The sequence below is a fragment of the Rhodococcus sp. MTM3W5.2 genome (assembly GCF_001984015.1).
Lineage (GTDB): Bacteria > Actinomycetota > Actinomycetes > Mycobacteriales > Mycobacteriaceae > Rhodococcus_G > Rhodococcus_G oryzae.
Map to the genome: position 1 here is coordinate 3,056,478 of NZ_CP019572.1, position 21,023 is coordinate 3,077,500.

Consider the following 21,023-nt stretch of genomic DNA (forward strand, 5'->3'; position numbering starts at 1 on the left):
CGACACTGGCAAGCCCCCGGTTTCGGGGACTTGCCAGTGTTCGGGTCGGTCTCGGCAGGCGTCAGCGCTTGCCGCGATCGCGCTTCTCGCGCACGCGCACCGAGATGCGCACGGGGCTGCCGTCGAAGTTGAACTCCTCACGCAGCCGGCGCTCGAGGAACCGGCGGTAGCCGGCCTCGAGGAATCCGGTGGTGAAGAGCACGAATGTCGGCGGACGAGTGCCTGCCTGGGTGGCGAACATGATCCTGGGCAGGCGACCACCGCGCATCGGCGGCGGCGTCGCGGCCACGATCTCCTTGAGCCAGGTGTTCAACCGGCCCGTCGGGATCCGCTTGTCCCAGGAATCGAGCGCGGTCTCCAGCGCGGGAACGAGCTTCTGCACGGCCCGTCCGGTGTGCGCGGAGATGTTCACCCGCTGCGCCCACGGCACCCGGACCAACTCGCGGTCGATCTCCTTCTCGAGCATGTACCGGCGGTCCTCGTCGACGAGGTCCCACTTGTTGAACGCCAGCACCAGCGCCCGGCCGGCGTCGGCCACCATGCTCAGCACCCGCAGGTCCTGCTCGGTGATCGGCTGCGACGCGTCGATCAGCAGGATCGACACCTCCGAGGCCTCGATCGCGCCCTTGGTGCGCAGGGATGCGTAGAACTCGTGGCCGCTCGCGTGGCTGACCTTCTTGCGCAGGCCCGCGGTGTCGACGAAGCGCCACACCTTGCCGCCGAGCTCGACCAGCGAGTCCACCGGGTCGACGGTGGTGCCCGCGACATCGTGCACGACGGACCGCTCGGAGCCGGAGAGCTTGTTGATCAGGCTGGACTTGCCGACGTTCGGCTTGCCGACCAACGACACGCGTCGCGGTCCCTGGCCGCCGGTGCCCTCCCGAGGCGTCTCCGGCAGTGCCTTGAGGACCTCGTCGAGCAGGTCTCCCGTGCCGCGGCCGTGGATCGAGCTCACCGAGTAGGGCTGGCCGAGGCCGAGCGACCACAGCGCCGCGACCTCGGACTCGGTCCGCTCGTCGTCGACCTTGTTGGCCACCAACAGGACCGGCGTCTTCGAGCGCCGCAGCACCTTCGCCACGGCCTCATCCGTCGTGGTGGCGCCGACGACCGCGTCCACCACGAGCACGATCGCGTCGGCGGTCTGCATCGCGAGCTCCGCCTGACGGGCAACGGACTGCTGCAGCCCCTTGGCGTCGGGCTCCCAGCCGCCGGTGTCCTGCACCATGAATCGGCGGCCGGCCCAGTTCGCCTCGTAGGAGACGCGGTCCCGGGTGACCCCGGGAATGTCCTGCACGACGGCCTCGCGGCGGCCGATGATGCGGTTCACGAGCGTGGACTTGCCGACGTTCGGACGACCCACGATGGCGAGGGTCGGGACGGCGACGTGGCCCTCGCCCTCTTCGCCGTCCTCGAAATCGACGAGCTCCCAGTCGGATTCCTCACTCCAGGTGCCGTCGCCGGCGATCGGGCCGCCGATGTCAAAGCTGTCGGTCACTGCACTGCTCCAGTTCTGTCACGTACCACCAGCAGCAACCTGCCGATCACGTCATCGATTCCGAGTTCGCTGGTGTCCACGATCACCGAGTCATCGGCGGGCCGGAGCGGGGACACCGCTCGGGTGGAGTCCAGATGATCGCGGCGCTCGACGTCGGCGAGCACCGCCCTGTAGTCATCGCCACGACCCTCGGCGATGTTCTGCGCGTTCCGACGCTGAGCCCTGGCCGCGGCGGAGGCGGTCAGGTACACCTTCACGTCCGCATCGGGCATCACGACGGTGCCGATGTCGCGACCCTCGACCACGATCCGTTCCGTGCGCGCGATGAACTCACGCTGCTTGTCGACAAGGATCGTCCGCACCTCGGGCACCGCCGAGACCGCAGACACGGCCTGGGTGACCGCGCCGCCCCGGATCTCGTCGGTGACGTCCTCACCGGCCAGCAGCACCCGGTCCGAGGCCGGATCGGTGCCGATGGTCAGCTCGAGCGCCTTCGTGGCCGCGGCCACCGCCGCCGGGTCGCTCGGGTCCACCCCGGAGCGCAGCACATGCAGCGTCGCGATCCGGTACATGGCACCGGTGTCGAGATACTGCGCGGCGAGTCCGGTAGCGAGCCGCCTGGCGACAGTCGACTTCCCCGTACCCGACGGCCCGTCCATCGCCACCACGAGGCGACCTGGCTCGTTCGCATCCCCCGTCACTTCGCTCGCAGCGCTCACAGTCCGACCGCCTTGTACAGCGCGCCGACCTCGCCGGGCCCGATGACCCTGAGCGTGCCGGGCCGCTGCTCGCCGAGCGTGACAGGACCGATGTCGGTGCGCACCAGCCGGACCACGGGATGGCCGACAGCCTCGAGCAGCCGACGCACGATGTGCTTGCGGCCCTCGTGCAGCACGACCTTGACCAGGGACTTGCCCTGATTGACATCGAGCAGGGCGAACGAGTCGACCTTCGCCGGGCCGTCCTCGAGCTCGACTCCGGCCTTGAGCGTCTTGCCCAGGTTGCGATCGACCACACCGGACACGGTCGCGAGGTAGGTCTTGGACACCTCGAACGAGGGGTGCATCAGTCGGTGCGCGAGGTCTCCGTCGTTGGTCAGCAGCAACAGGCCCTCGGTGTCCGCGTCGAGCCTGCCGACGTGGAACAGTCGCTGCCCTGCGGAGACCCGCTCGGAGACGATGTCGCCGACGCAGGGCCTGCCCAGGTCATCGGACATCGTCGACTGCCAGCCGCGCGGCTTGTTCAGCGCGATGTGGACCAGGTCCTTCTTGACGACGACGCGAATGCCGTCGACCCGGACCACTGCGTTCTCGGGGTCCACCCGCAGGCCCTGCTCCACGACGATGCGGCCGTCGACCTCGACGCGTCCCTGCTCGATCAGCTCCTCTGCAGCGCGGCGCGAGGCGACACCCGCCTGGGCGAGCACCTTCTGCAGGCGCATGCCCTCGCCTGCGGGCAGCTTCGCGGGACCCGCGCCCTCCGTGTACTGGTGGCGGGCCGGCTTGGCGTTGCTGATGGTCGGCGCGACGGACTGCGCGCGCTGCGGCTTGGGGGCCTTGGGCTTGCCACGCTTGGACAAGTCCGGCCGCTGCACGCCGCCGCGGGGGTAGCCGCCGCTGCGCGGTGCCGCGCCTCGTTCGGTGCGGTCCTGGGCTCCACGCGGTGCGCCGCTGCGCGGTGCCGCGCCACGTTCGGTGCGATCCTGGGCTCCACGCGGTGCGCCGCCACGCTGGGAGCGATCCTGCGAGCCGCGGGATTCGCCGCTCCTGGGGGCCGCGCCACGCTCGGCGCGGCCGTAGGAACCGCGAGGTGCGGCGCCGCGCTCGGTGCGATCGTAGGAGCCGCGGGATTCGCCACCACGGGCGGATTCGCGGGGTGCCGAGCCTCTCGACCCCGACCCCTTCTGGGGCGAGTCCTTGCGGCTCGAGCTCTTGTGGGCGGGATTGCTCCTGCCCCGGTCCGGTGTGCCATCACGGCGAGCGGAATTGTTCACTTGGGTGTCCTGTCACTCTTCACTATCTAAGCCGGGATCCAAATCGGGTTCGGATCCCGCCCTGCCGGCTCCCAATTTGGTGAACCGGGGGTCTGACTCCATGTCGTCACTGATGTCGTCGATGACGTCGACGTCGGGCAGCAGCGGCGCCAACGCGGGCAGGTCCGCCAGCGAGGCGAGACCGAGCCGCTCGAGGAAAAGCTCCGTCGTCGAGTACGTCGTCGCGTTGGTCTCGGAGTCCACACCGGCCTCCGAGATCAGTCCGCGGGCGAGCAGGGTTCGCATGACGCCGTCCACATTGACGCCACGAACCGCACTCACCCGAGCACGGGTCAAAGGTTGACGGTACGCAACAACAGCCAAGGTTTCCAAAGCTGCGCGTGTGAGCTTCGACCTAGCACCGTCGAGAAGCAGCCGCTCGACGTACGGCGCGTACTCGTTTCTGGTGTAGAAACGCCAGCCGTCACCGGCATACCTGAGGTCGATCCCGCTGCGCCGTTCGGTCAGCGCCGCGGACATCCGGCGCAGCGTCGCGTCGACCCGGTCGGCGGAGTCGTCGACCGCGGACGCGAGCGCCTCGTTGCTCGCGGGCGAGTCCACGACCAGCAGCAATGACTCCAGCGCCGACTCCAGCTCATCGTCCTCGAGCCGGTCGTCCTGGTCGAGGGCGCCCTCGTCGTCGAGCCTCGGCACCTGATCGAGCTCGCTCATCCGTAATCCTCCGCACTCACCAGCGTCTGCCCGTCCGCGTCGACGTCGCCGGTCCAGCTGACCATCAGTTCGCCGAGCGGCTCCGGCTGCTCGAACGCGACCGCCCGCTCGCGGTAGAGCTCGAGCAGTGCCAGAAATCTTGCCACGATCTGCACCGTCAGGTCGCAGCCGGCGATGAGGTCGCCGAACGTCGCCCAATTTCCCTGACCGCGCTGCTTGAGCAGGTCGAGCACCATCGACGCCTGCTCGGGCACCGAGACCGTCGGGACGTGCAGGTGATCGAGACCAACGGTCGGCACCGGCCGCGGTGCGAAGGCGGTGGCCGCGATCTCCGCGAAGCGCCGGGGGTCGACGCCGAGCAGGACCTCGGGCAGCAGCCCGGCGAACTGGTCCTCCAGCGACACCGAACGCGGGTAGCGCCGCAGCGCCGCCGACTCCAACTCGGCGAACAGCATCGCGACCTGCTTGTACGCCTTGTACTGCAGGAGCCGCGCGAACAGCAGGTCCCTCGCCTCCAGCAGCGCCAGGTCCTCGGCGTCCTCGACGTCGCCGGAGGGCAACAGCCGGGCGGCCTTGAGGTCGAGCAGGGTGGCGGCGACCACGAGGAACTCGGTCGTCTGGTCGAGGCTCATCTCGGTGCCCAGCGACCTGGTGTACGCGATGAACTCGTCGGTGACCTGGTGCAGCGCCACCTCGGTGACGTCGAGCCTGCGCTGGCTGATCAGCGTCAGCAGCAGGTCGAACGGCCCCTCGAAGTTGCGCAGCTTCAGCCGGAAGCCCGGTTCGACCGCGGTCTCCTCGGCGGTCGACGGCAGTTCCTCGATCGGTGTCTCGTCCGCCGTCCCCGCGGCGACTGGTTCCTCTGGTGGAACCTCGGCCACTCGCTCGGCCTCGTCGGTGTCCATCTACCGTCCGGACCGGTGGATCACCTCACGGGCAAGTGCCCGATACGCCTCCGCGCCGCTTGACTTCGGCGCCCACGTGGTGATGGGTTCGCCCGCGACGCTGGTCTCGGGGAACCGCACCGTCCGGTTCACCACCGTGTCGTAGACCAGATCACCGAACACCTCGACGAGCCTGGCCATGACCTCACGCGAGTGCAGCGTCCTGGCGTCGAACATCGTCACCACGATGCCCGACAGCGACAGCTTGGGGTTCAGGCGCTCGTGCACCTTCTCCACCGTGTCGTTGAGCAGCGCAAGACCTCGGAGGCTGAAGTACTCGCACTCCATCGGGATGATCACGCCCTCGGCGCAGGCCAGCGCGTTGACCGTGAGCAACCCGAGCGAGGGCTGGCAGTCGATGAGGATGTAGTCGTAGCGGTCGAGCACCGGGTAGAGCACCCGTCCGAGCGTCTGCTCGCGGCCCACCTCGGTGACCAGCTGGATCTCGGCTGCGGACAGGTCGATGTTGCTTGGCAGCAGGTCCAGGTTCTCCACCCGGGTGCGCATCAGCACCTCGTCGATCGAGACCCGCGGCTCGACCAGCAGGTTGTGCACCGTCAGTTCGAGGTCGTGGTGCGCGACGCCGAGGCCGGCGGACAGCGCTCCCTGCGGGTCGAGATCGACGAGCAGTACGCGTCGGCCGTACTCGGCAAGGGCTGCGCCCAGGTTGATCGTGGAGGTCGTCTTGCCGACGCCGCCCTTCTGGTTGCACATCGCGATGATCTGGGCGGGACCGTGATCGGTCACCGGCGTTGGATCGGGTACCTCGCGTAGCGGGCGGCCGGTCGGGCCCAGCGCAGGCTCGGCGGGTGCGGCACCGTTTCCCTCGATGCGGTCGGTTTGTGGACGGGTAGGCGGTTCCGGCTTCCGGGTGTAGAAGTAGGCACCCTGACGCTCAGACTCCGCCGCTGGCGGCTGCGGTGTCACCACGGTCTGCTGCTCCCCTGTCTGTCGTCCCTGATGGACAAACGCTACCGCCTGGCGGGTGGCGTTCGGTCAACGGACACGCGGGGCGCGACGATGGGCTCGATCATGCACCGCCCTGAACAGGCACGATGAGCGATCGCGAGCGCGGCACGACTCACCCGCCCACGGTCTCATCGGGCGCGCCGGGCTCCCCCTGCGCGGATCGCCGCGTTGCGCGGGCCAGCACCTGCGGGCCGGTCACGAGCGCCCGCCGCCACGGCGCGACCCCGTCGATCTCGATCTCGATCGACAGGCTGAGGACAGTCCGGATCAGGACGATCATCCCGAGCACGGCGACATCCGTCAGCGAGGGCACGGAGGTGACGGTCTTGACGATGTCCGCCGCGACGAGCAATTCCAGCCCGAGCAGGATCGCTCCGCCCAGCGACTCCCGCAGGCTCTTGAATGCCCGGCTGCCGTCGCCGGTCCGCCTCCACGTTCGCGCGGCGAGAACGAACGCGAAGGCGAAGCCCACCACCATCGACAGGACACCGAGCACCTCGAACCATTCCGTCACCAGTTCGAAGAATCGGACCGTATCCATTCCCGCCCCCTTCACAATGCCCGTGGATGTGCGCCCGCCCAGACCTCGCGCAGCGCCCCGACTGTCACGAGGGTGTAGATCTGCGTCGTCGTCACCGATGCGTGCCCGAGCAGCTCCTGCACCACCCGGATATCGGCGCCGCCGTCGAGCAGGTGGGTCGCGAACGAGTGCCGCAGCGTGTGCGGGGACACCCCTTCGGAGATCCCGATCCGATCGGCCGCGCTGCGCAGCACCTGCCACGCGCTCTGCCGGGACAGGCGCCCGCCCCGGATGTTCAGGAACACCGCGGGTCCGCCGCGTACCGCGTGTGCAGCGCGCCCACGCACCAGGTACGCCTCCATGGCGGCGATCGCGGGTCTGCCGATCGGCACCACCCGCTCCTTGCCACCCTTGCCGCGCAGCAACACCGCGCGGTCGACCGCGTCGATGTCGTCGATGTCCAGTCCGACCGCCTCCGAGATGCGGGCGCCCGTGGAGTAGAGGAGCTCGAGCAGTGCCCGATCGCGCAGGGCCCGCGGCTGATCGGCAGCGTCGGGGCCGCCGGTGGCCTCGAGCAGCGCCAGCACCTGATCCACCGGCAGCGACTTCGGTAGCTGCTGGCCGGGCGCGTGCGGCTTGACCTCGCGCGCGACGTCCACCGCCGTGATGCCCTCGGCGGTCGCGAACTTGTGCAGTCCGCGGACCGCGATCAGTGCCCGTGCCGTCGAACTCGGGGCCAGCGGCGGGAGCTCCGCCGTCGGATCGCCCTTGCGCAGCGCGACGACGAAGCCGCTGATCTCCCGTTCCCGCACCGTGGCCAGGTCGTCGATCCCCCGCTCGGCCAGGTACCGCTGGTAGCGGATCAGGTCACGCCGATAGGAACTGAGGGTGTTCGCCGCCACCCCGCGTTCGACCGCGAGATGGTCGAGGTACGTCTCCACCTGGTCGGCGAGCACTCCTATACCCCATCGATGTTCGCTCCGCCGGCTCCGCGAAGGCCGTCGATGTTCGCTTCGCGGGTTCCACTCAGGCCGCCGTGCCTGCGCCGCGACATCGCCACCGGACGGTCGAGCCAGTCCGAATCCGCAGGCCGCCCCGTCACATCCGGGCCGCCGTCGCGGGCCCTGGCGGCGGCGAGCGCGAGGATCCCGGACAGCGCCGTCGCGTTCACGATCTCCCCCGACAGCGCCCGGCCGACCGCCTCGTCGACCGGGACGCGATCGACCTCGAGGTCGGCCTCCTCGTCGGTCGGGGTCGGCTGGTGCACGTCGGTGAGCCCGGTCGCGAGGAACACCCGCACCACCTCGTCGGTGAAGCCCGGCGAGACCGCGACGTCCACGAGCACCGACCACCGCTCGGCGGCGAGGCCCGTCTCCTCGGCCAGCTCGCGCCGCGCCGCGTCGACGGGATCCTCGTCCGCCTCGTCGAGCAGCCCGGCGGGCAGCTCCCAGACGCGCCTGCCAAGCGGGTGCCGGTACTGGTTGATGAGGATCAGCCGGTCCCGCTCGTCGACGGCCACGACGGCGATAGCGCCGTAGTGCTCGACCACCTCGCGGTCCGCCGCGCGGCCGCCGGGCATGGCCACCCGGTCGACCCGCAGCGTGATGATGCCGCCCTCGTACACGGTTCGTGTGTCGAGGGTCTCGAACTCGTGCTCTCCCGGCCTGCTCATCGTGTACCGGTGGGTCAGCGCACGATCGGCGAGTCGACCGACTCGACGTCGTCCTCCGTGGACCCGAGAGCGTCCTCGGGGTGCACGTCCACCTCGAGCCGCTCGGCTGCCTTGTACTTCAGCGCCGCGCCGATGAAGGCCGCGAACAGCGGATGCGGCCGGGTCGGACGGCTCTTGAGCTCCGGGTGTGCCTGCGTCGCAACGAAGAACGGGTGCTTGTCCGCGGGCAGCTCGACGAACTCGACGAGGTGTCCGTCCGGCGAGGTGCCGCTGAACTTCAAGCCGCTCTTCGCGATCCGGTCCCGGTAGGCGTTGTTGACCTCGTAGCGGTGCCGGTGGCGCTCGGAGACGTTCTCGGAGCCGTACGCCCGCGCGACGACCGAGCCCTTCTCCAGGACCGCCGGGTAGGCACCCAGGCGCATGGTCCCGCCGAGATCGGCCTCACCCGCGACGATCTCCTCCTGATCGGCCATCGTGGAGATCACGGGATGCTTGGTATCCGGCTCGAACTCCGCGGAGTTCGCGTCGTCGAGGCCAACCGAACGGGCGGCCTCGATGACCACGGCCTGCAGTCCGAGGCACAGGCCCAGCAGCGGGATCCCGCGGGTGCGGGCGAATCGGATGGCTCCGAGCTTGCCCTCGATGCCACGGATGCCGAATCCACCGGGGATCAGCACCGCGTCGACCTCGCCGAGCTTCTCCTGCGCCCCCGCCTCGGTCTCGCAGGCGTCGGAGGGCACCCAGTCGATCTCGACCTTGGCGCGGTGCGCGAACCCGCCCGCCCGCAGCGCCTCGGTCACCGAGAGGTACGCGTCAGGCAGGTCGACGTACTTGCCGACCAGCGCGATCCGGACCGACTCGCGCGGCTCGTGCACGCGCTTGAGCAGCGCGCCCCAGACGGTCCAGTCGACGTCCCGGAAGGGCAGTCCCAGCTTGCGCACGACGTAGGCGTCGAGGCCCTCACGGTGCAGCACCTTCGGGATGTCGTAGATGGACGGGGCGTCGGGCGTCGAGATGCAGGCGTCGACGTCGACATCGCACATCAGCGCGATCTTCGACTTCAGCGGCTGCGGCACGTCGCGGTCGCAGCGCAGGATCAGCGCGTCCGGCTGGATACCGATGTTCCGCAGCGCCGCCACCGAGTGCTGGGTCGGCTTGGTCTTGAGCTCACCGGAGGGGCCGAGGTACGGCACCAGCGAGACGTGCAGGAAGAAGACGTTGTCCCGGCCGATGTCGTGCCGGACCTGCCGCGCGGCCTCCAGGAAGGGCTGCGACTCGATGTCGCCGACGGTGCCACCGATCTCGGTGATCACCACGTCCGGGCTCTGGCCCTCGGCGTCCGGGCCGCTCATGGCGAGGATCCGGCTCTTGATCTCGTCCGTGATGTGCGGGATCACCTGGACCGTGTCGCCCAGGTATTCACCGCGCCGTTCCTTGGCGATGACCGACGAATAGACCTGGCCGGTGGTGACATTGGCGATCCCGGACAGATCCCGGTCCAGGAAGCGCTCGTAGTGCCCGACGTCCAGATCGGTCTCCGCGCCGTCCTCGGTGACGAACACCTCACCGTGCTGGAACGGGTTCATGGTGCCCGGATCGACGTTGAGATACGGGTCCAGTTTCTGCATGGTCACCCGCAACCCGCGGGCGGTGAGCAGCTGCCCGAGGCTCGACGCCGTCAGACCCTTGCCGAGCGACGAGGCAACGCCCCCGCTGACGAAGATGTGCTTGGTGGCGGTACGCGATTGACTGCGTGAAAGTGGCAAAAGAGCTCCCGTGACGACCTTGCAGGGCTTGGCTAATGGTAGAGCTGGGGCCTGCCGACCCACGGGACTTCACGGTAACACCAACGCGTCGGTTTATCCGCATGGCACGCCGCGAACCGCTGGTCATCGCCCCGTGGGCCGGGCATTTTGCTGTGACCTCAGCCGACAGGAGCGCCGACTGTGATCGCCGTCGCGTTCGGGCCGGTGCCGTACCGGCCGGCCTGCCCCGCGAGCTGTTCCTGGAGACCGAGCGCGGTGGTGATGCGGCCCGCTTCCCTGTCCACGTTGTCGACGGTGGTCACGCCCGACGACAGCGCCGTGTCGGACCGCACGACGGCGATCGGACCGTTGCCCGCCGCCGCGCCCGGCCTGCCCGCCAGCACGGTGCCCGCTCCGCGGGAGTCCATCGCGCCTGCGAACCGCGCGATGATCGCGCCGCGGTTGCCGCCCTCGGACCCGTCCGAGGCCTTGCCGGAACCGGTGAGCACGAGCGCGAGCTGGGCGGGCTTGACCGTGCCGTTGTCGTAGGCGATGAAGCCACCGGAACGGAGCGTCTCGAGCGCGAGGGCCAGCTCCTCGGGGGTGCTCTGCGGCTGTGCGTTCTGGGCGTTCAGCAGCAGCACCGAGCCGAGCAGATCGCCCGCCAGGCTGCCCTGGTCGACCGCACCGGTCCTGAGCTGGACCCCGGCCGGGATCACGTTGGTGATGGTGGTGCGCAGCTGATCGCCGTTGGCGGCGTCGACGAACGAATCGGTCAGCGAGACCCGGCCGGTGACGGTCCCACCCGCCGCACCGATCATCCTGGTGACGCCCTCGAGATCGCCTGGGTCGGCGTCCGGCGAGGTCACCAGGATCACGGTGCGCTGGGCGAGGGCGTCGTGCACCACCCGGCCGGACACGGCTGCGTCGAACCCGTCCGCGGAGTTGAGCTGCTGTTCGAGCTGGTTGTTCGTTTCCTGCAACGCGTTGACCTGGCCCTGCAGCTCCGACTTGTCGTCGCGGAGCCCGGACAACAGACCGCCGGAGAGGGTGCCCGAACCGAGCACAACCCCGACGGCCAACGCCAGGAAGATCGCCGCTATCGAGATAGCGTGTTGACGCATAGAGATCACGCGAACAGTCCCTGCACCCACGTCGCGAAGCTGTTCCAGGTCGCGATGGCCCAGTCGAGGGCCTCACCGCCGATGTTCGAGACGACCAGCGCGACGATCACCGCCGTCAGTGCGGCCAGCACGAGCAGCGCGATGGCTCCGCCCGAGACGCGGCTGCGGTACAGCGTCGCGACCGCCTTCGCGTCGACCAGCTTGGGTCCGACCTTGAGCCTGGTCATGAAGGCAGCCGGGTTGCTCTCCCGTCGGCCCCGATCGAAGAACTCGTCCAGCGAGACGGTGCTGCCGACGGTGACGATCAGCGAGGCGCCGTGATGGTCCGCGAGCAGCAGGGCCAGATCCGCAGGCGCTCCGGAGGCAGGGAAGGTCATCGCCCCGATCCCGAGGTCCTGGATCCGTTCCAGGCCCTTCGCGTGCCCGTCCGGGTCCGCGGGCAGCACGACCTCGGCACCGGACTTGAGGGTGGCGCTGCTGATGTCCTCCGGGTCGCCGACGATCAGATCCGGGCGGTAGCCGGCATCGGCCAACGCGTCCGCGCCCGCGCCGACCCCGATGAGGATCGGCGAGTACTCCTTGATGAAGGGCTTGAGGTTCTTCAGATCGGCGACGTGGTCGGTGCCGTCGGCGACCACCACCACGTGCCGGTCCTGCAGGTCGACGTCGATGTCGGGAACCCCGACCCCGTCGATGAGCAGCGGACTCTCGGTCCTGATGAACTCGATGGTGTTGCCGGAGAAGGCCTCCAGGTGATCGACCAGACCGGTCTTCGCCTCGATCATGAGGTCGGAGATCTCGGCCTCGCTCTGCTCGACGCCCTTGGCGAGCCTGCGCTCACCGGCGTAGACGCCGCCCTCGTTGAGGCGGACCTTGGCCCCGTCCTTGACCTTCTTGAAGACCTCGTCGCCGACGGAGTCGATCAGCGTGATCCCGTTCGCGACGATGACTTCGGGTCCGAGGTTGGGGTAGCGGCCGGAAATGGACGGTGACACGTTGACGACCGCGAGCACCCCGGCCTCCACCAACGCGTCGGCGGTGATCCGGTCCAGATCCAGTTCGTCGAGGACCACGATGTCGCCTGGGCCGACGCGACGCAACAGCTTCGTCGTGTCTCGGTCGACCCGGGCGATGCCGCTGATCCCCGGCAACGATTCGGTGTTTCGTGACAACAGGGACGGCATTTTCATGCCCTCGATGATGACCCCGACGAGGCCCGGACCAGCGGAGGCGCGCCGACCCGAGCTGTCAGGAGGCAAAACGGAGCGGCGTCCGACCGAGCTGACCGGGGGTCGAGCCCGCGCCTATTCGGTGCGCGCGGCCTTCGCCGTCGCCAGCAGTTCCTCGGCGTGCGCGCGGCCGGTCTGGGTGTTGTCGAGACCCGCCAGCATCCGGGCCAGCTCCACCACGCGCTCGCCGTCGGTCAGGGTGCGCACCCCGCTGTCGGCGGCCTTGCGGCCGTCCACCTTGTCCACGACCAGGTGGGTGTCGGCGAACGCGGCCACCTGCGGCAGGTGCGTCACCACGATCACCTGGTGGGTACGCGCAAGGCGCGCAAGGCGCCTGCCGATCTCCACCGCGGCGCGACCGCCCACGCCTGCGTCGACCTCGTCGAAGACCATCGTCGCGCTGCCCTCGGCGCCTGCGAGCACCACCTCGAGCGCGAGCATCACCCGCGACAGCTCACCGCCCGAGGCGCTCTTGCTGATCGGGAGTGCCTGAGCGCCGCTGTGCGCGGCGAGCCGGAACTCCACCTCGTCGACTCCCGCGGACCCGGCGTGCAGCTCGCGGCCGTCCACCGTCAGCGGCGCGGCGTCCTGGGCGCCCGCCACGAGCGGTTGCACGGTGACCTCCAGCCGGGCCTTGCCCATCGCGAGACCGCCGAGTTCGGTGGTCACCGCCTTGCCGAGCTTGACCGCGTATTTCGTCCTGGCCTGGCTCAGTGCGGTGGCGGCGACGGCCACCGCGGCGGCGCAGTCGTCCACCCGGGCCGCCAGCGCCGCCAGCGCCTCAGCGGAGACGTCGATCTTGGACAACCGATCGCGGGCCTGGTTGGCCCAGGAAAGCACGCCGTCGACGTCGGCCGCGTACTTCCTGGTCAGCGTCTTGAGCTCGGCCTGCCGGTTCAGCAAAGTGTCGAGCGCACCCGGATCCGACGGCAGGTCCGCCAGATAGCCGGTGAGGTCGGACGAGACGTCCGTGACGACCGCGATGGCCTCGGCCAGTCGCGGGCCGAGCGCGGTCAGCGCCGGGTCGTCGGAGGACTCGATCCGGGCGCGCGCCTCCCCAAGCAGGTCAAGCGCGCCAACGCCGTCGCCGCCGTCGCTGCCATCGGCCTCGGCCGCCCCGCCGAGCATGGCGACCTGCGCATCGGCGGCCGCCGATCGCAGCGAATCGAGGTCGCTCAGACGCCGGACGTCGGCGACGATCGACAGGTCCTCGCCGGGCTGGGGGGCCACCGCGTCGATCTCGTTGAGGCCGAACTCGAGCCGGTCGACCTCCTGCGCCAGCTCCCTGCTGCTGCGGGTGCGCTCGGCCAGCTCGTCGCGGGCCTCGATCCACTCCGCGCGCAGGGCCCGGTACTTGTCGAGCAGAGACCCGATCGGCGCGCCGCCGAACTCGTCGAGCGCCTGACGCTGCTGATCGGGGCGCTGCAGCCGGAGCTGGTCGTTCTGACCGTGCACCGTCAGCAATGGCCCGGTCAGCTCGGAGAGGGCCCCCGCGGGCACGCTCCGTCCACCCAGGTGGGCACGGGAGCGGCCGTCGCTGCCGACGGTGCGCAGCGCGATGATCGTGCCGTCCTCGTCCCGCTCGGCACCGGTCGACTCGAGCAACCGGTCCACCTCGGAGACCACCCTTGCCGACGCGTTGGCGGTGGAGAACCTGCCCTCCACCACCGCGCGATCGGCGCCGAGCCGCACCCGGCCCGCGTCGGCGCGGGCACCGCTGAGCAGGTGCAGGCTGGTGACCACCATCGTCTTGCCCGCACCGGTCTCACCGGTGAGGACCGTCAGCCCCTCATGGAACTGCGCCGCCGCCTTCGAGATGACACCGAGACCGTCGATCCGGATTTCAGCGAGCACTGGTGTTGCCCCCTTCGCCGTCGGCCCTTCGTCCCCGCCAACCCTTGACCGGGAGCTCGAACTTGCGCACCATCCGGTCCGCGAACGGTGCGGAGTCGAGCCGGATCCACTTCACCGGCTCCCGGCCCCTGACCACCTCCACCCGGCCGCCCGCCGGGAGGTTCATGGTGCGGCTGCCGTCGCAGAAGACGAGTCCGTTGTGACCACCGGCGAAGGTCTCGACCGCGATCAGCGATTCGGGGCTCGTCACCAGCGGCCGCGCGAACAACGCGTGCGCATTGCTCGGGATCACCAGCAGGGCCTCGAGTTCCGGCCACACCACGGGACCGCCCGCGGAGAACGCGTACGCCGTCGAACCGGTCGGCGTCGCGACGAGCACGCCGTCGCAGCCGAACGACGAGACGGGACGGCCGTCCACCTCGAGGACCACCTCGAGCACACCGAGCCGGGACACGTTCTCGATGCTGGCCTCGTTCAGCGCCCACCCGCGGTCGATGATCTCGTCGTCCACCCGGACGATCACGTCGAGCGTCATCCGGTGCTCGACGCGATACTCGCGCCGGACCACCATCGCGAGGGCCTCCTCGAGATGCTCCGCCTCGGTCTCGGCGAGGAACCCGATCCGGCCGAGATTGATGCCGAGGACCGGAATCGATGCGGCCCTTGCCAGTTCGGCTCCCCGAAGGAACGTGCCGTCACCGCCGAGGACCAGCACCAGCTCGCAGCCGACCGCAGCCGTCGGACCCGGCTCGACGACGCGCAACGCGAGGTCGGGCAGGCGGAAGGAATCGTGGTCGTGCGCCGCGGTGGGATCCGTCCGGTCCGCCTCGGTCGCCAGCACCCGCAATCCGATGCCGGCCTTCTCCAAGATCTTGGCCACCCGCAGCGCGGTCGCGGTGATCTCGGCCCTGCCGGTGTGCGCGACGACCAGGATCTCGCGGCTCGGCGACGGCGCCGCCGGTTCCGGGTTCACTGGGGCCCCTCCTGTACCGCTCGCTCGATGACCTCACGCACCGAATCCACCCCCGGTTCGGCCTGCTTCCTCAGCCACAAGAAGTATTCGACATTGCCCGACGGGCCTGGCAGGGGGCTGGCCACCGCCCCAAGGGTCCGGAGTCCGAGCACGTCCGCGGCCTCGGCGACCTCGACGACGGCCTCGATCCTGAGGGCGGGATCGCGCACGACACCGCCTGACCCGACCCGATCCTTGCCGACCTCGAACTGCGGTTTCACCATCGGCACCAGGTCGGCGCCGTCCGCGGTGCAGCGGACGAACGCCGGCAGGACCAGCTTGAGCGAGATGAACGACAGGTCGGCGACCACCACCTCGACCGGTCCCCCGGTCTGCTCGGGCTCGAGCGAACGCACGTTGGTCCGGTCCACCACGGTCACGCGGTCGTCGGACTGCAGCCGCCACACCAACTGCCCGTACCCGACGTCCACTGCTACCACCTCGCGGGCGCCGCGGCTGAGCAGGACATCGGTGAACCCGCCGGTGGAGGCGCCGGCGTCGAGGCACCGCTTGCCATCAACGGAGAGGCCGGCGGGTTCGAACGCCTCGAGCGCGCCGAGGATCTTGTGTGCGCCGCGCGAGGCCCACGAGACCTCGTCGACCTCCTCGGTCACCAGCAGCGGGGTGCCCGCCTCGACCGCGGTCGCCGCCTTGACCGCGACGGTCCCCGCGATGAGGACCCGGCCTGCCCCGATCAGTTGGGCAGCGTGTTCTCGTGATCGGGCCAAACCCCGCCGAACCAGCTCGGCGTCGACCCGTGCGCGCCGAGCCACCTCAGATCTTGTCCACTGTGGCGAGCGCGTGCACCAGGACCTCGTGCGCCTGCTCGAGGAGATGGGCCTGTGCCGGGATCCGGCCGTGACCGTTGGCATCGTCGTCCGCGGGCCCCACCGAGTCCAGGCGCGCCAGGAGCCCGTCTACCTCGGCGTGGATGCGGTCGGGGTCGACGGTGGTCGGTGGTCCGGGAAGGTGCTGCCCGGGGCGTGGCATTGGCGTACTCATCGGGGCCAACGCTAGCCGATTCGAGGCCCGCACGCCCACACCGCGACACGGCGAAAACCCGCCCGCGCCGTCGCTGTCCGGGTCAACCGACGAGGTCTGCCACGGCCGCAGCGGCGACCGGGTCCTCCGCCAGGAGGCCGTCGAACTCGGCCCCTGCCCATGCCACGTCCAGCACCGATCGAACGACGTCGAGACGGTCAGGGTTGGAGCCGTCATCGCAGGACACGACCAGGTCGGATCCCTCGCGCCGCACGCTCACCGCCGGATGCGGACGGATGCTCAACCGCTCGGCGGGCAGGTCGAGCTCGGCCAGCCGGGCCGCCAGATAGGTGGGCCGGTACGACTCGGGCGCGCGCAGCAGGTCCGCGACGGAACTGACGCCGCTCAGCACCAGCAGCGAGTCCACACCGACCGCGTTCGCGCCCGCGATGTCCGTGTCGATCCGGTCGCCCACCACCAGCGGTCGCTCGGACCCGCTGCGCCGGAGGGCATCGTCCATCAACGGACGGGCCGGCTTGCCCGCAACCAGCGGTTCGCGGCCGGTCGCGGCCCGCACCGCTGCCACCATCGCGCCGTTGCCCGGGCACAGCCCGCGTTCGGTTGGCAGCGTGGTGTCGACGTTCGAGGCCACCCAGAGCGCTCCCGCGCGGATCGCAAGCGTTGCCTCCGCGAGAATCGCCCAGCCGGTCTCCGTGGAGTGCCCCTGAACAACGGCCACCGGGTTCTCGTCGAACCTCCGGACAGGCCTCAGCCCGGCAAGACGAACCTCCTCGGCGAGCGCCTCGGTGCCGATGACCAGGACGGACGAACCCGGCTCGAGGCCCTCCGCGAGCAGCCGCGCGGCGGACTGCGAACTCGTCACCACCTCCGATTCGGCGGTGGGGAATCCGAGCTCGCGCAGGTGCTGTGCCACCGCGAGCGGACTGCGGCTCGCGTTGTTCGTGACGTAGAACAGCCGTGCGGACCCGCCGACGAGCGCCTCTCGGGCCCCGGGGATCGCATGTGCACCCTGGTACACGGTTCCGTCGAGGTCGAGCAGCAGCACATCGTGCAGGTCACGCAGTGACGGCGGGGTGCCCACCGTCACTGGTCGCCGGAGAGTTCGGCCACCCGATCCTCTGCGTCCGTGTCGCCTTCGTGATCGGCGGCAGCGGAGTTGAGGAACCACTTGAGGCCGTCCTCGACGCGGCCGGCCGCCACCAGGGCGTCGGCGTACGCGTAGAACAGGCGGGCCGCGGTCGGGCCATCCTTGGCGGCATCGAGTTCCGGCGTCTGCAGGGTCACCACGGCCTGATCGAACTGGCCGAGATCCATCCGGGCGCCTGCGACCACGATGCGGAGCTCGGTCGCCTCGTCGCCGGACAGGGTCCTGGCCTCGTCGCTGCGCCCGAGCTCGATCGCCCGCTCGGGTCGGCCGAGGCCGCGTTCGCAGTCGGCCATGACTGCGAGCAGACCGGGTCCGCCTGCCATCCGCCGTGCGGCACGCAGCTCGGAGAGGGCCTCGGCCCACTCGCCCGCGTGATACGCGGTGATGCCCGCGGTCTCCCTGACCACCGCGACACGGCCGGCCCGCTGACGGGCGGCACGCGCGTGCGCCAATGCGAGACGCGGGTCGTCGTCGATCAGCTTTCCAGCCATCACCAGGTGACGGGCCACCGCATTGGCGTTCGACTTGTCGAGGCTCAGCAGGTCCCGACGAACGGCCGGGTCGAGCTCGCCCGCCTGAACGTCCTCTGGCAGATCCGGTTCTTCGGGTCGCGGGGCGCGTCGCTCGGCGTGCGCTCCACCGTCGCGCGGGGGCGGACCGAAGCTGCCCTCTCCGCCACGACGCCTCGGCGGACCGTCGCCGCGCCGGTCCGGACGACCTCCGCCGCTGCCGCCACGGGCTCCGCCGCCGGTGTTGCCGCGGGGGCCATCGCCTCTCCCGCCGCGGGGGCCGCCTGCGCCTGCGCCACGGTTGTCCCCGACCGACTGCGGTCAGAACCGCCGCTCCCATACGAACGACGGCCTTCGTTGTTGTCCGACACAGCATCTCCTTTCAGACAACACACGCTATGCAGAAAAAACACGAAAGGGGACCCAGTATATTGGGTCCCCTTTCGGTAACGGATGTTCGGCGGTGTCCTACTCTCCCACACCCTGTCGAGTGCAGTACCATCGGCGCTGGAGGGCTTAGCTTCCGGGTTCGGAATGGGGCCGGGCGTTTCCCCTCCGCTATGGCCGCCGTAACTCTATGAAACTGTCACACATTCAATTCCCCTCGCCCGAACCCAACAGGCCGGCAACCCAGGATCGGGGTGCCCACGATGTTGGTGGGGGTGAATGGTATCTGTGTGTTGTTTCAGATACCGCACAGTGGACGCGTAGCTTCTTTGTGGTAAGTCCTCGGCCTATTAGTACCAGTCACCTGCACACGTTACCGTGCTTCCAGTTCTGGCCTATCAACCCGGTGGTCTGCCGGGGCCTTACCCCCTCAAGGGGGTGAGAAACCTCATCTTGGAACAGGCTTCCCGCTTAGATGCTTTCAGCGGTTATCCCTTCCGAACGTAGCTAACCAGCGGTGCTCCTGGTGGAACAACTGGCACACCAGAGGTTCGTCCGTCCCGGTCCTCTCGTACTAGGGACAGCCTTCCTCAAGTTTCTAACGCGCGCGGCGGATAGAGACCGAACTGTCTCACGACGTTCTAAACCCAGCTCGCGTGCCGCTTTAATGGGCGAACAGCCCAACCCTTGGGACCTACTCCAGCCCCAGGATGCGACGAGCCGACATCGAGGTGCCAAACCATCCCGTCGATATGGACTCTTGGGGAAGATCAGCCTGTTATCCCCGGGTACCTTTTATCCGTTGAGCGACACCGCTTCCACTTGCCGGTGCCGGATCACTAGTCCCGACTTTCGTCCCTGCTCGACCTGTCAGTCTCACAGTCAAGCTCCCTTGTGCACTTGCACTCAACACCTGATTGCCAACCAGGCTGAGGGAACCTTTGGGCGCCTCCGTTACATTTTGGGAGGCAACCGCCCCAGTTAAACTACCCACCAGGCACTGTCCCTGAACCAGATCATGGTCCGAGGTTAGATGTCCAATACGATCAGAGTGGTATTTCAACAATGACTCCACGAACACTGGCGTGCCCGCTTCACAGTCTCCCACCTATCCTACACAAACCGAACCGAACACCAATACCAAGCTATAGTGAAGGTCCCGGGGTCTTTTCGTCCTGCCGCGCGTAACGAGCATCTTTACTCGTAATGCAATTTCGCCGAGTCTATGGTTGAGACAGCTGAGAAGTCGTTACGCCATTCGTGCAGGTCGGAACTTACCCGACAAGGAATTTCGCTACCTTAGGATGGTTATAGTTACCACCGCCGTTTACTGGGGCTTAAATTCTCAGCTTCGCTCCGAAAAGCTAACCGGTCCTCTTAACCTTCCAGCACCGGGCAGGCGTCAGTCCGTATACATCGTCTTACGACTTCGCACGGACCTGTGTTTTTAGTAAACAGTCGCTTCTCACTGGTCTCTGCGGCCCCACCCAGCTCACGGAGTAAATCCGATCACCAGACGAGGCCCCCTTCTCCCGAAGTTACGGGGGCATTTTGCCGAGTTCCTTAACCATAGTTATCTCGATCGCCTTAGTATTCTCTACCTGACCACCTGTGTCGGTTTGGGGTACGGGCCGTGTAAAAGCTCGCTAGAGGCTTTTCTCGGCAGCATAGGATCACTGAATTCGCCTCAATCGGCTATGCATCACGTCTCAGGATATGTGTGGCACGGATTTGCCTATGCCACTCCCTACACGCTTACACCAGTATTACCACTGACTGGCTCAGCTACCTTCCTGCGTCACCCCATCGCTTGGCTACTACCAGATCAGGTCCCGCGCATCCCCCGACCATGATCCCGAAGGAACATTGGCCGGCTTCAGGGCGGTTAGTATCACTGATTCACCATGGGCGCGTTTACACGGGTACGGGAATATCAACCCGTTGTCCATCGACTACGCCTGTCGGCCTCGCCTTAGGTCCCGACTCACCCTGGGCGGATTAACCTGGCCCAGGAACCCTTGGTCATTCGGCGGAAGAGTTTCTCACTCTTCTTTCGCTACTCATGCCTGCATTCTCACTCGTGCAGCCTCCACGCCTGGATCACTCCGACGCTTCCATGGCTGCACGACGCTCCCCTACCCATCCATACCACTGCCCAAGTCCCCGCAGGAACAAGGAGGTGTATTGCATGAATGCCGCAGCTTCGGTGGTGTACTTGAGCCCCGCTACATTGTCGGCGCAGGATCACTTGACCAGTGAGCTATTACGCACTCTTTCAAGGGTGGCTGCTTCTAAGCCAACCTCCTGGTTGTCTTCGCGACCCCACATCCTTTTCCACTTAGTACACGCTTAGGGACCTTAGCTGGCGATCTGGGCTGTTTCCCTCTCGACTACGAACCTTATCGCCCGCAGTCTCACTGCCGCGCTCTCACTCACCGGCATTCGGAGTTTGGCTGATTTCGGTAAGCTTGTGGGCCCCTAGACCATCCAGTAGCTCTACCTCCGGTGAGAAACACGCGACGCTGCACCTAAATGCATTTCGGGGAGAACCAGCTATCACGGAGTTTGATTGGCCTTTCACCCCTACCCACAGCTCATCCCCTCAGTTTTCAACCTAAGTGGGTTCGGGCCTCCACGACGTCTTACCGTCGCTTCACCCTGGCCATGGGTAGATCACTCCGCTTCGGGTCTAGAGCATGCGACTGGACCG

General features: G+C 68.3%; 17 protein-coding genes, 2 rRNA genes and 1 pseudogene (1 of these 20 only partly in view). All 20 read right to left on the reverse strand.

From position 1 onward, the window contains the following. Positions 1-61: 61 nt before the first annotated feature. Complete coding sequence (gene der, locus BTZ20_RS13905) at positions 62-1,495, reverse strand: ribosome biogenesis GTPase Der (protein WP_077041775.1); 1,434 nt, start codon at positions 1,493-1,495, stop codon at positions 62-64. Further along, entirely contained in the window at positions 1,492-2,154 is a 663-nt protein-coding gene (cmk, locus tag BTZ20_RS13910; protein WP_077043705.1) for a (d)CMP kinase, read from the reverse strand. The genes der and cmk overlap by 4 nt, the downstream gene beginning before the upstream one ends. A gap of 56 nt (positions 2,155-2,210) precedes the next feature. After that, positions 2,211-3,488 (reverse strand): pseudouridine synthase, encoded by a 1,278-nt coding sequence (locus BTZ20_RS13915; RefSeq protein WP_077041776.1) that lies wholly within the window; start codon positions 3,486-3,488, stop codon positions 2,211-2,213. 12 nt (positions 3,489-3,500) lie between these two features. Next, positions 3,501-4,199, reverse strand: coding sequence for an SMC-Scp complex subunit ScpB (gene scpB / locus BTZ20_RS13920; RefSeq protein WP_077041777.1), 699 nt, complete (start codon positions 4,197-4,199; stop codon positions 3,501-3,503). Beyond that, positions 4,196-5,104 carry a segregation and condensation protein A gene (locus tag BTZ20_RS13925; protein ID WP_083742674.1) on the reverse strand — a complete coding sequence of 303 codons (909 nt, stop codon included), beginning with the start codon at positions 5,102-5,104 and terminating at the stop codon, positions 4,196-4,198. Before BTZ20_RS13925 ends, scpB begins: the two co-directional genes overlap by 4 nt. Then, a complete protein-coding gene (locus BTZ20_RS13930) occupies positions 5,105-5,974 on the reverse strand; it encodes a ParA family protein (RefSeq protein WP_411269150.1) in 870 nt (289 codons plus the stop codon). A gap of 250 nt (positions 5,975-6,224) precedes the next feature. Further along, positions 6,225-6,653 carry a DUF1622 domain-containing protein gene (locus tag BTZ20_RS13935; RefSeq protein ID WP_077041779.1) on the reverse strand — a complete coding sequence of 143 codons (429 nt, stop codon included), beginning with the start codon at positions 6,651-6,653 and terminating at the stop codon, positions 6,225-6,227. A gap of 11 nt (positions 6,654-6,664) precedes the next feature. After that, positions 6,665-7,588, reverse strand: coding sequence for a site-specific tyrosine recombinase XerD (locus BTZ20_RS13940; RefSeq protein WP_189636469.1), 924 nt, complete (start codon positions 7,586-7,588; stop codon positions 6,665-6,667). 2 nt (positions 7,589-7,590) lie between these two features. After that, on the reverse strand, positions 7,591-8,304 hold the full coding sequence (locus tag BTZ20_RS13945) for an NUDIX domain-containing protein (protein ID WP_083742675.1): 714 nt from the start codon (positions 8,302-8,304) through the stop codon (positions 7,591-7,593). A 14-nt stretch (positions 8,305-8,318) separates the two neighbouring features. After that, positions 8,319-10,070: a CTP synthase gene (locus BTZ20_RS13950; protein ID WP_077041780.1), complete on the reverse strand. Its 1,752-nt coding sequence runs from the start codon at positions 10,068-10,070 to the stop codon at positions 8,319-8,321. 158 nt (positions 10,071-10,228) lie between these two features. After that, a complete protein-coding gene (locus tag BTZ20_RS13955) occupies positions 10,229-11,182 on the reverse strand; it encodes a copper transporter (protein ID WP_145982297.1) in 954 nt (317 codons plus the stop codon). Further along, entirely contained in the window at positions 11,179-12,363 is a 1,185-nt protein-coding gene (gene steA, locus BTZ20_RS13960) for a putative cytokinetic ring protein SteA (RefSeq protein ID WP_077041782.1), read from the reverse strand. The genes BTZ20_RS13955 and steA overlap by 4 nt, the downstream gene beginning before the upstream one ends. A 114-nt stretch (positions 12,364-12,477) precedes the next feature. Beyond that, positions 12,478-14,256 (reverse strand): DNA repair protein RecN, encoded by a 1,779-nt coding sequence (gene recN, locus BTZ20_RS13965; protein ID WP_077041783.1) that lies wholly within the window; start codon positions 14,254-14,256, stop codon positions 12,478-12,480. Beyond that, positions 14,246-15,229, reverse strand: coding sequence for an NAD kinase (locus tag BTZ20_RS13970; protein WP_077041784.1), 984 nt, complete (start codon positions 15,227-15,229; stop codon positions 14,246-14,248). The genes recN and BTZ20_RS13970 overlap by 11 nt, the downstream gene beginning before the upstream one ends. Further along, complete coding sequence (locus BTZ20_RS13975) at positions 15,226-16,041, reverse strand: TlyA family RNA methyltransferase (RefSeq protein ID WP_077041785.1); 816 nt, start codon at positions 16,039-16,041, stop codon at positions 15,226-15,228. The genes BTZ20_RS13970 and BTZ20_RS13975 overlap by 4 nt, the downstream gene beginning before the upstream one ends. Before the next feature lies 1 nt (position 16,042). Then, entirely contained in the window at positions 16,043-16,270 is a 228-nt protein-coding gene (locus BTZ20_RS13980) for a hypothetical protein (protein ID WP_077041786.1), read from the reverse strand. 82 nt (positions 16,271-16,352) lie between these two features. Further along, entirely contained in the window at positions 16,353-17,357 is a 1,005-nt protein-coding gene (locus BTZ20_RS13985; RefSeq protein ID WP_083742676.1) for an HAD-IIA family hydrolase, read from the reverse strand. Next, positions 17,354-18,297, reverse strand: a pseudogene (locus tag BTZ20_RS13990) (tetratricopeptide repeat protein). Before BTZ20_RS13990 ends, BTZ20_RS13985 begins: the two are co-directional and overlap by 4 nt. A gap of 84 nt (positions 18,298-18,381) precedes the next feature. After that, positions 18,382-18,498: ribosomal RNA gene (gene rrf / locus BTZ20_RS13995) — 5S ribosomal RNA — on the reverse strand. Positions 18,499-18,643: 145 nt separating this feature from the next. Then, positions 18,644-21,023: ribosomal RNA gene (locus BTZ20_RS14000) — 23S ribosomal RNA — on the reverse strand; it runs 749 nt beyond the window's last position.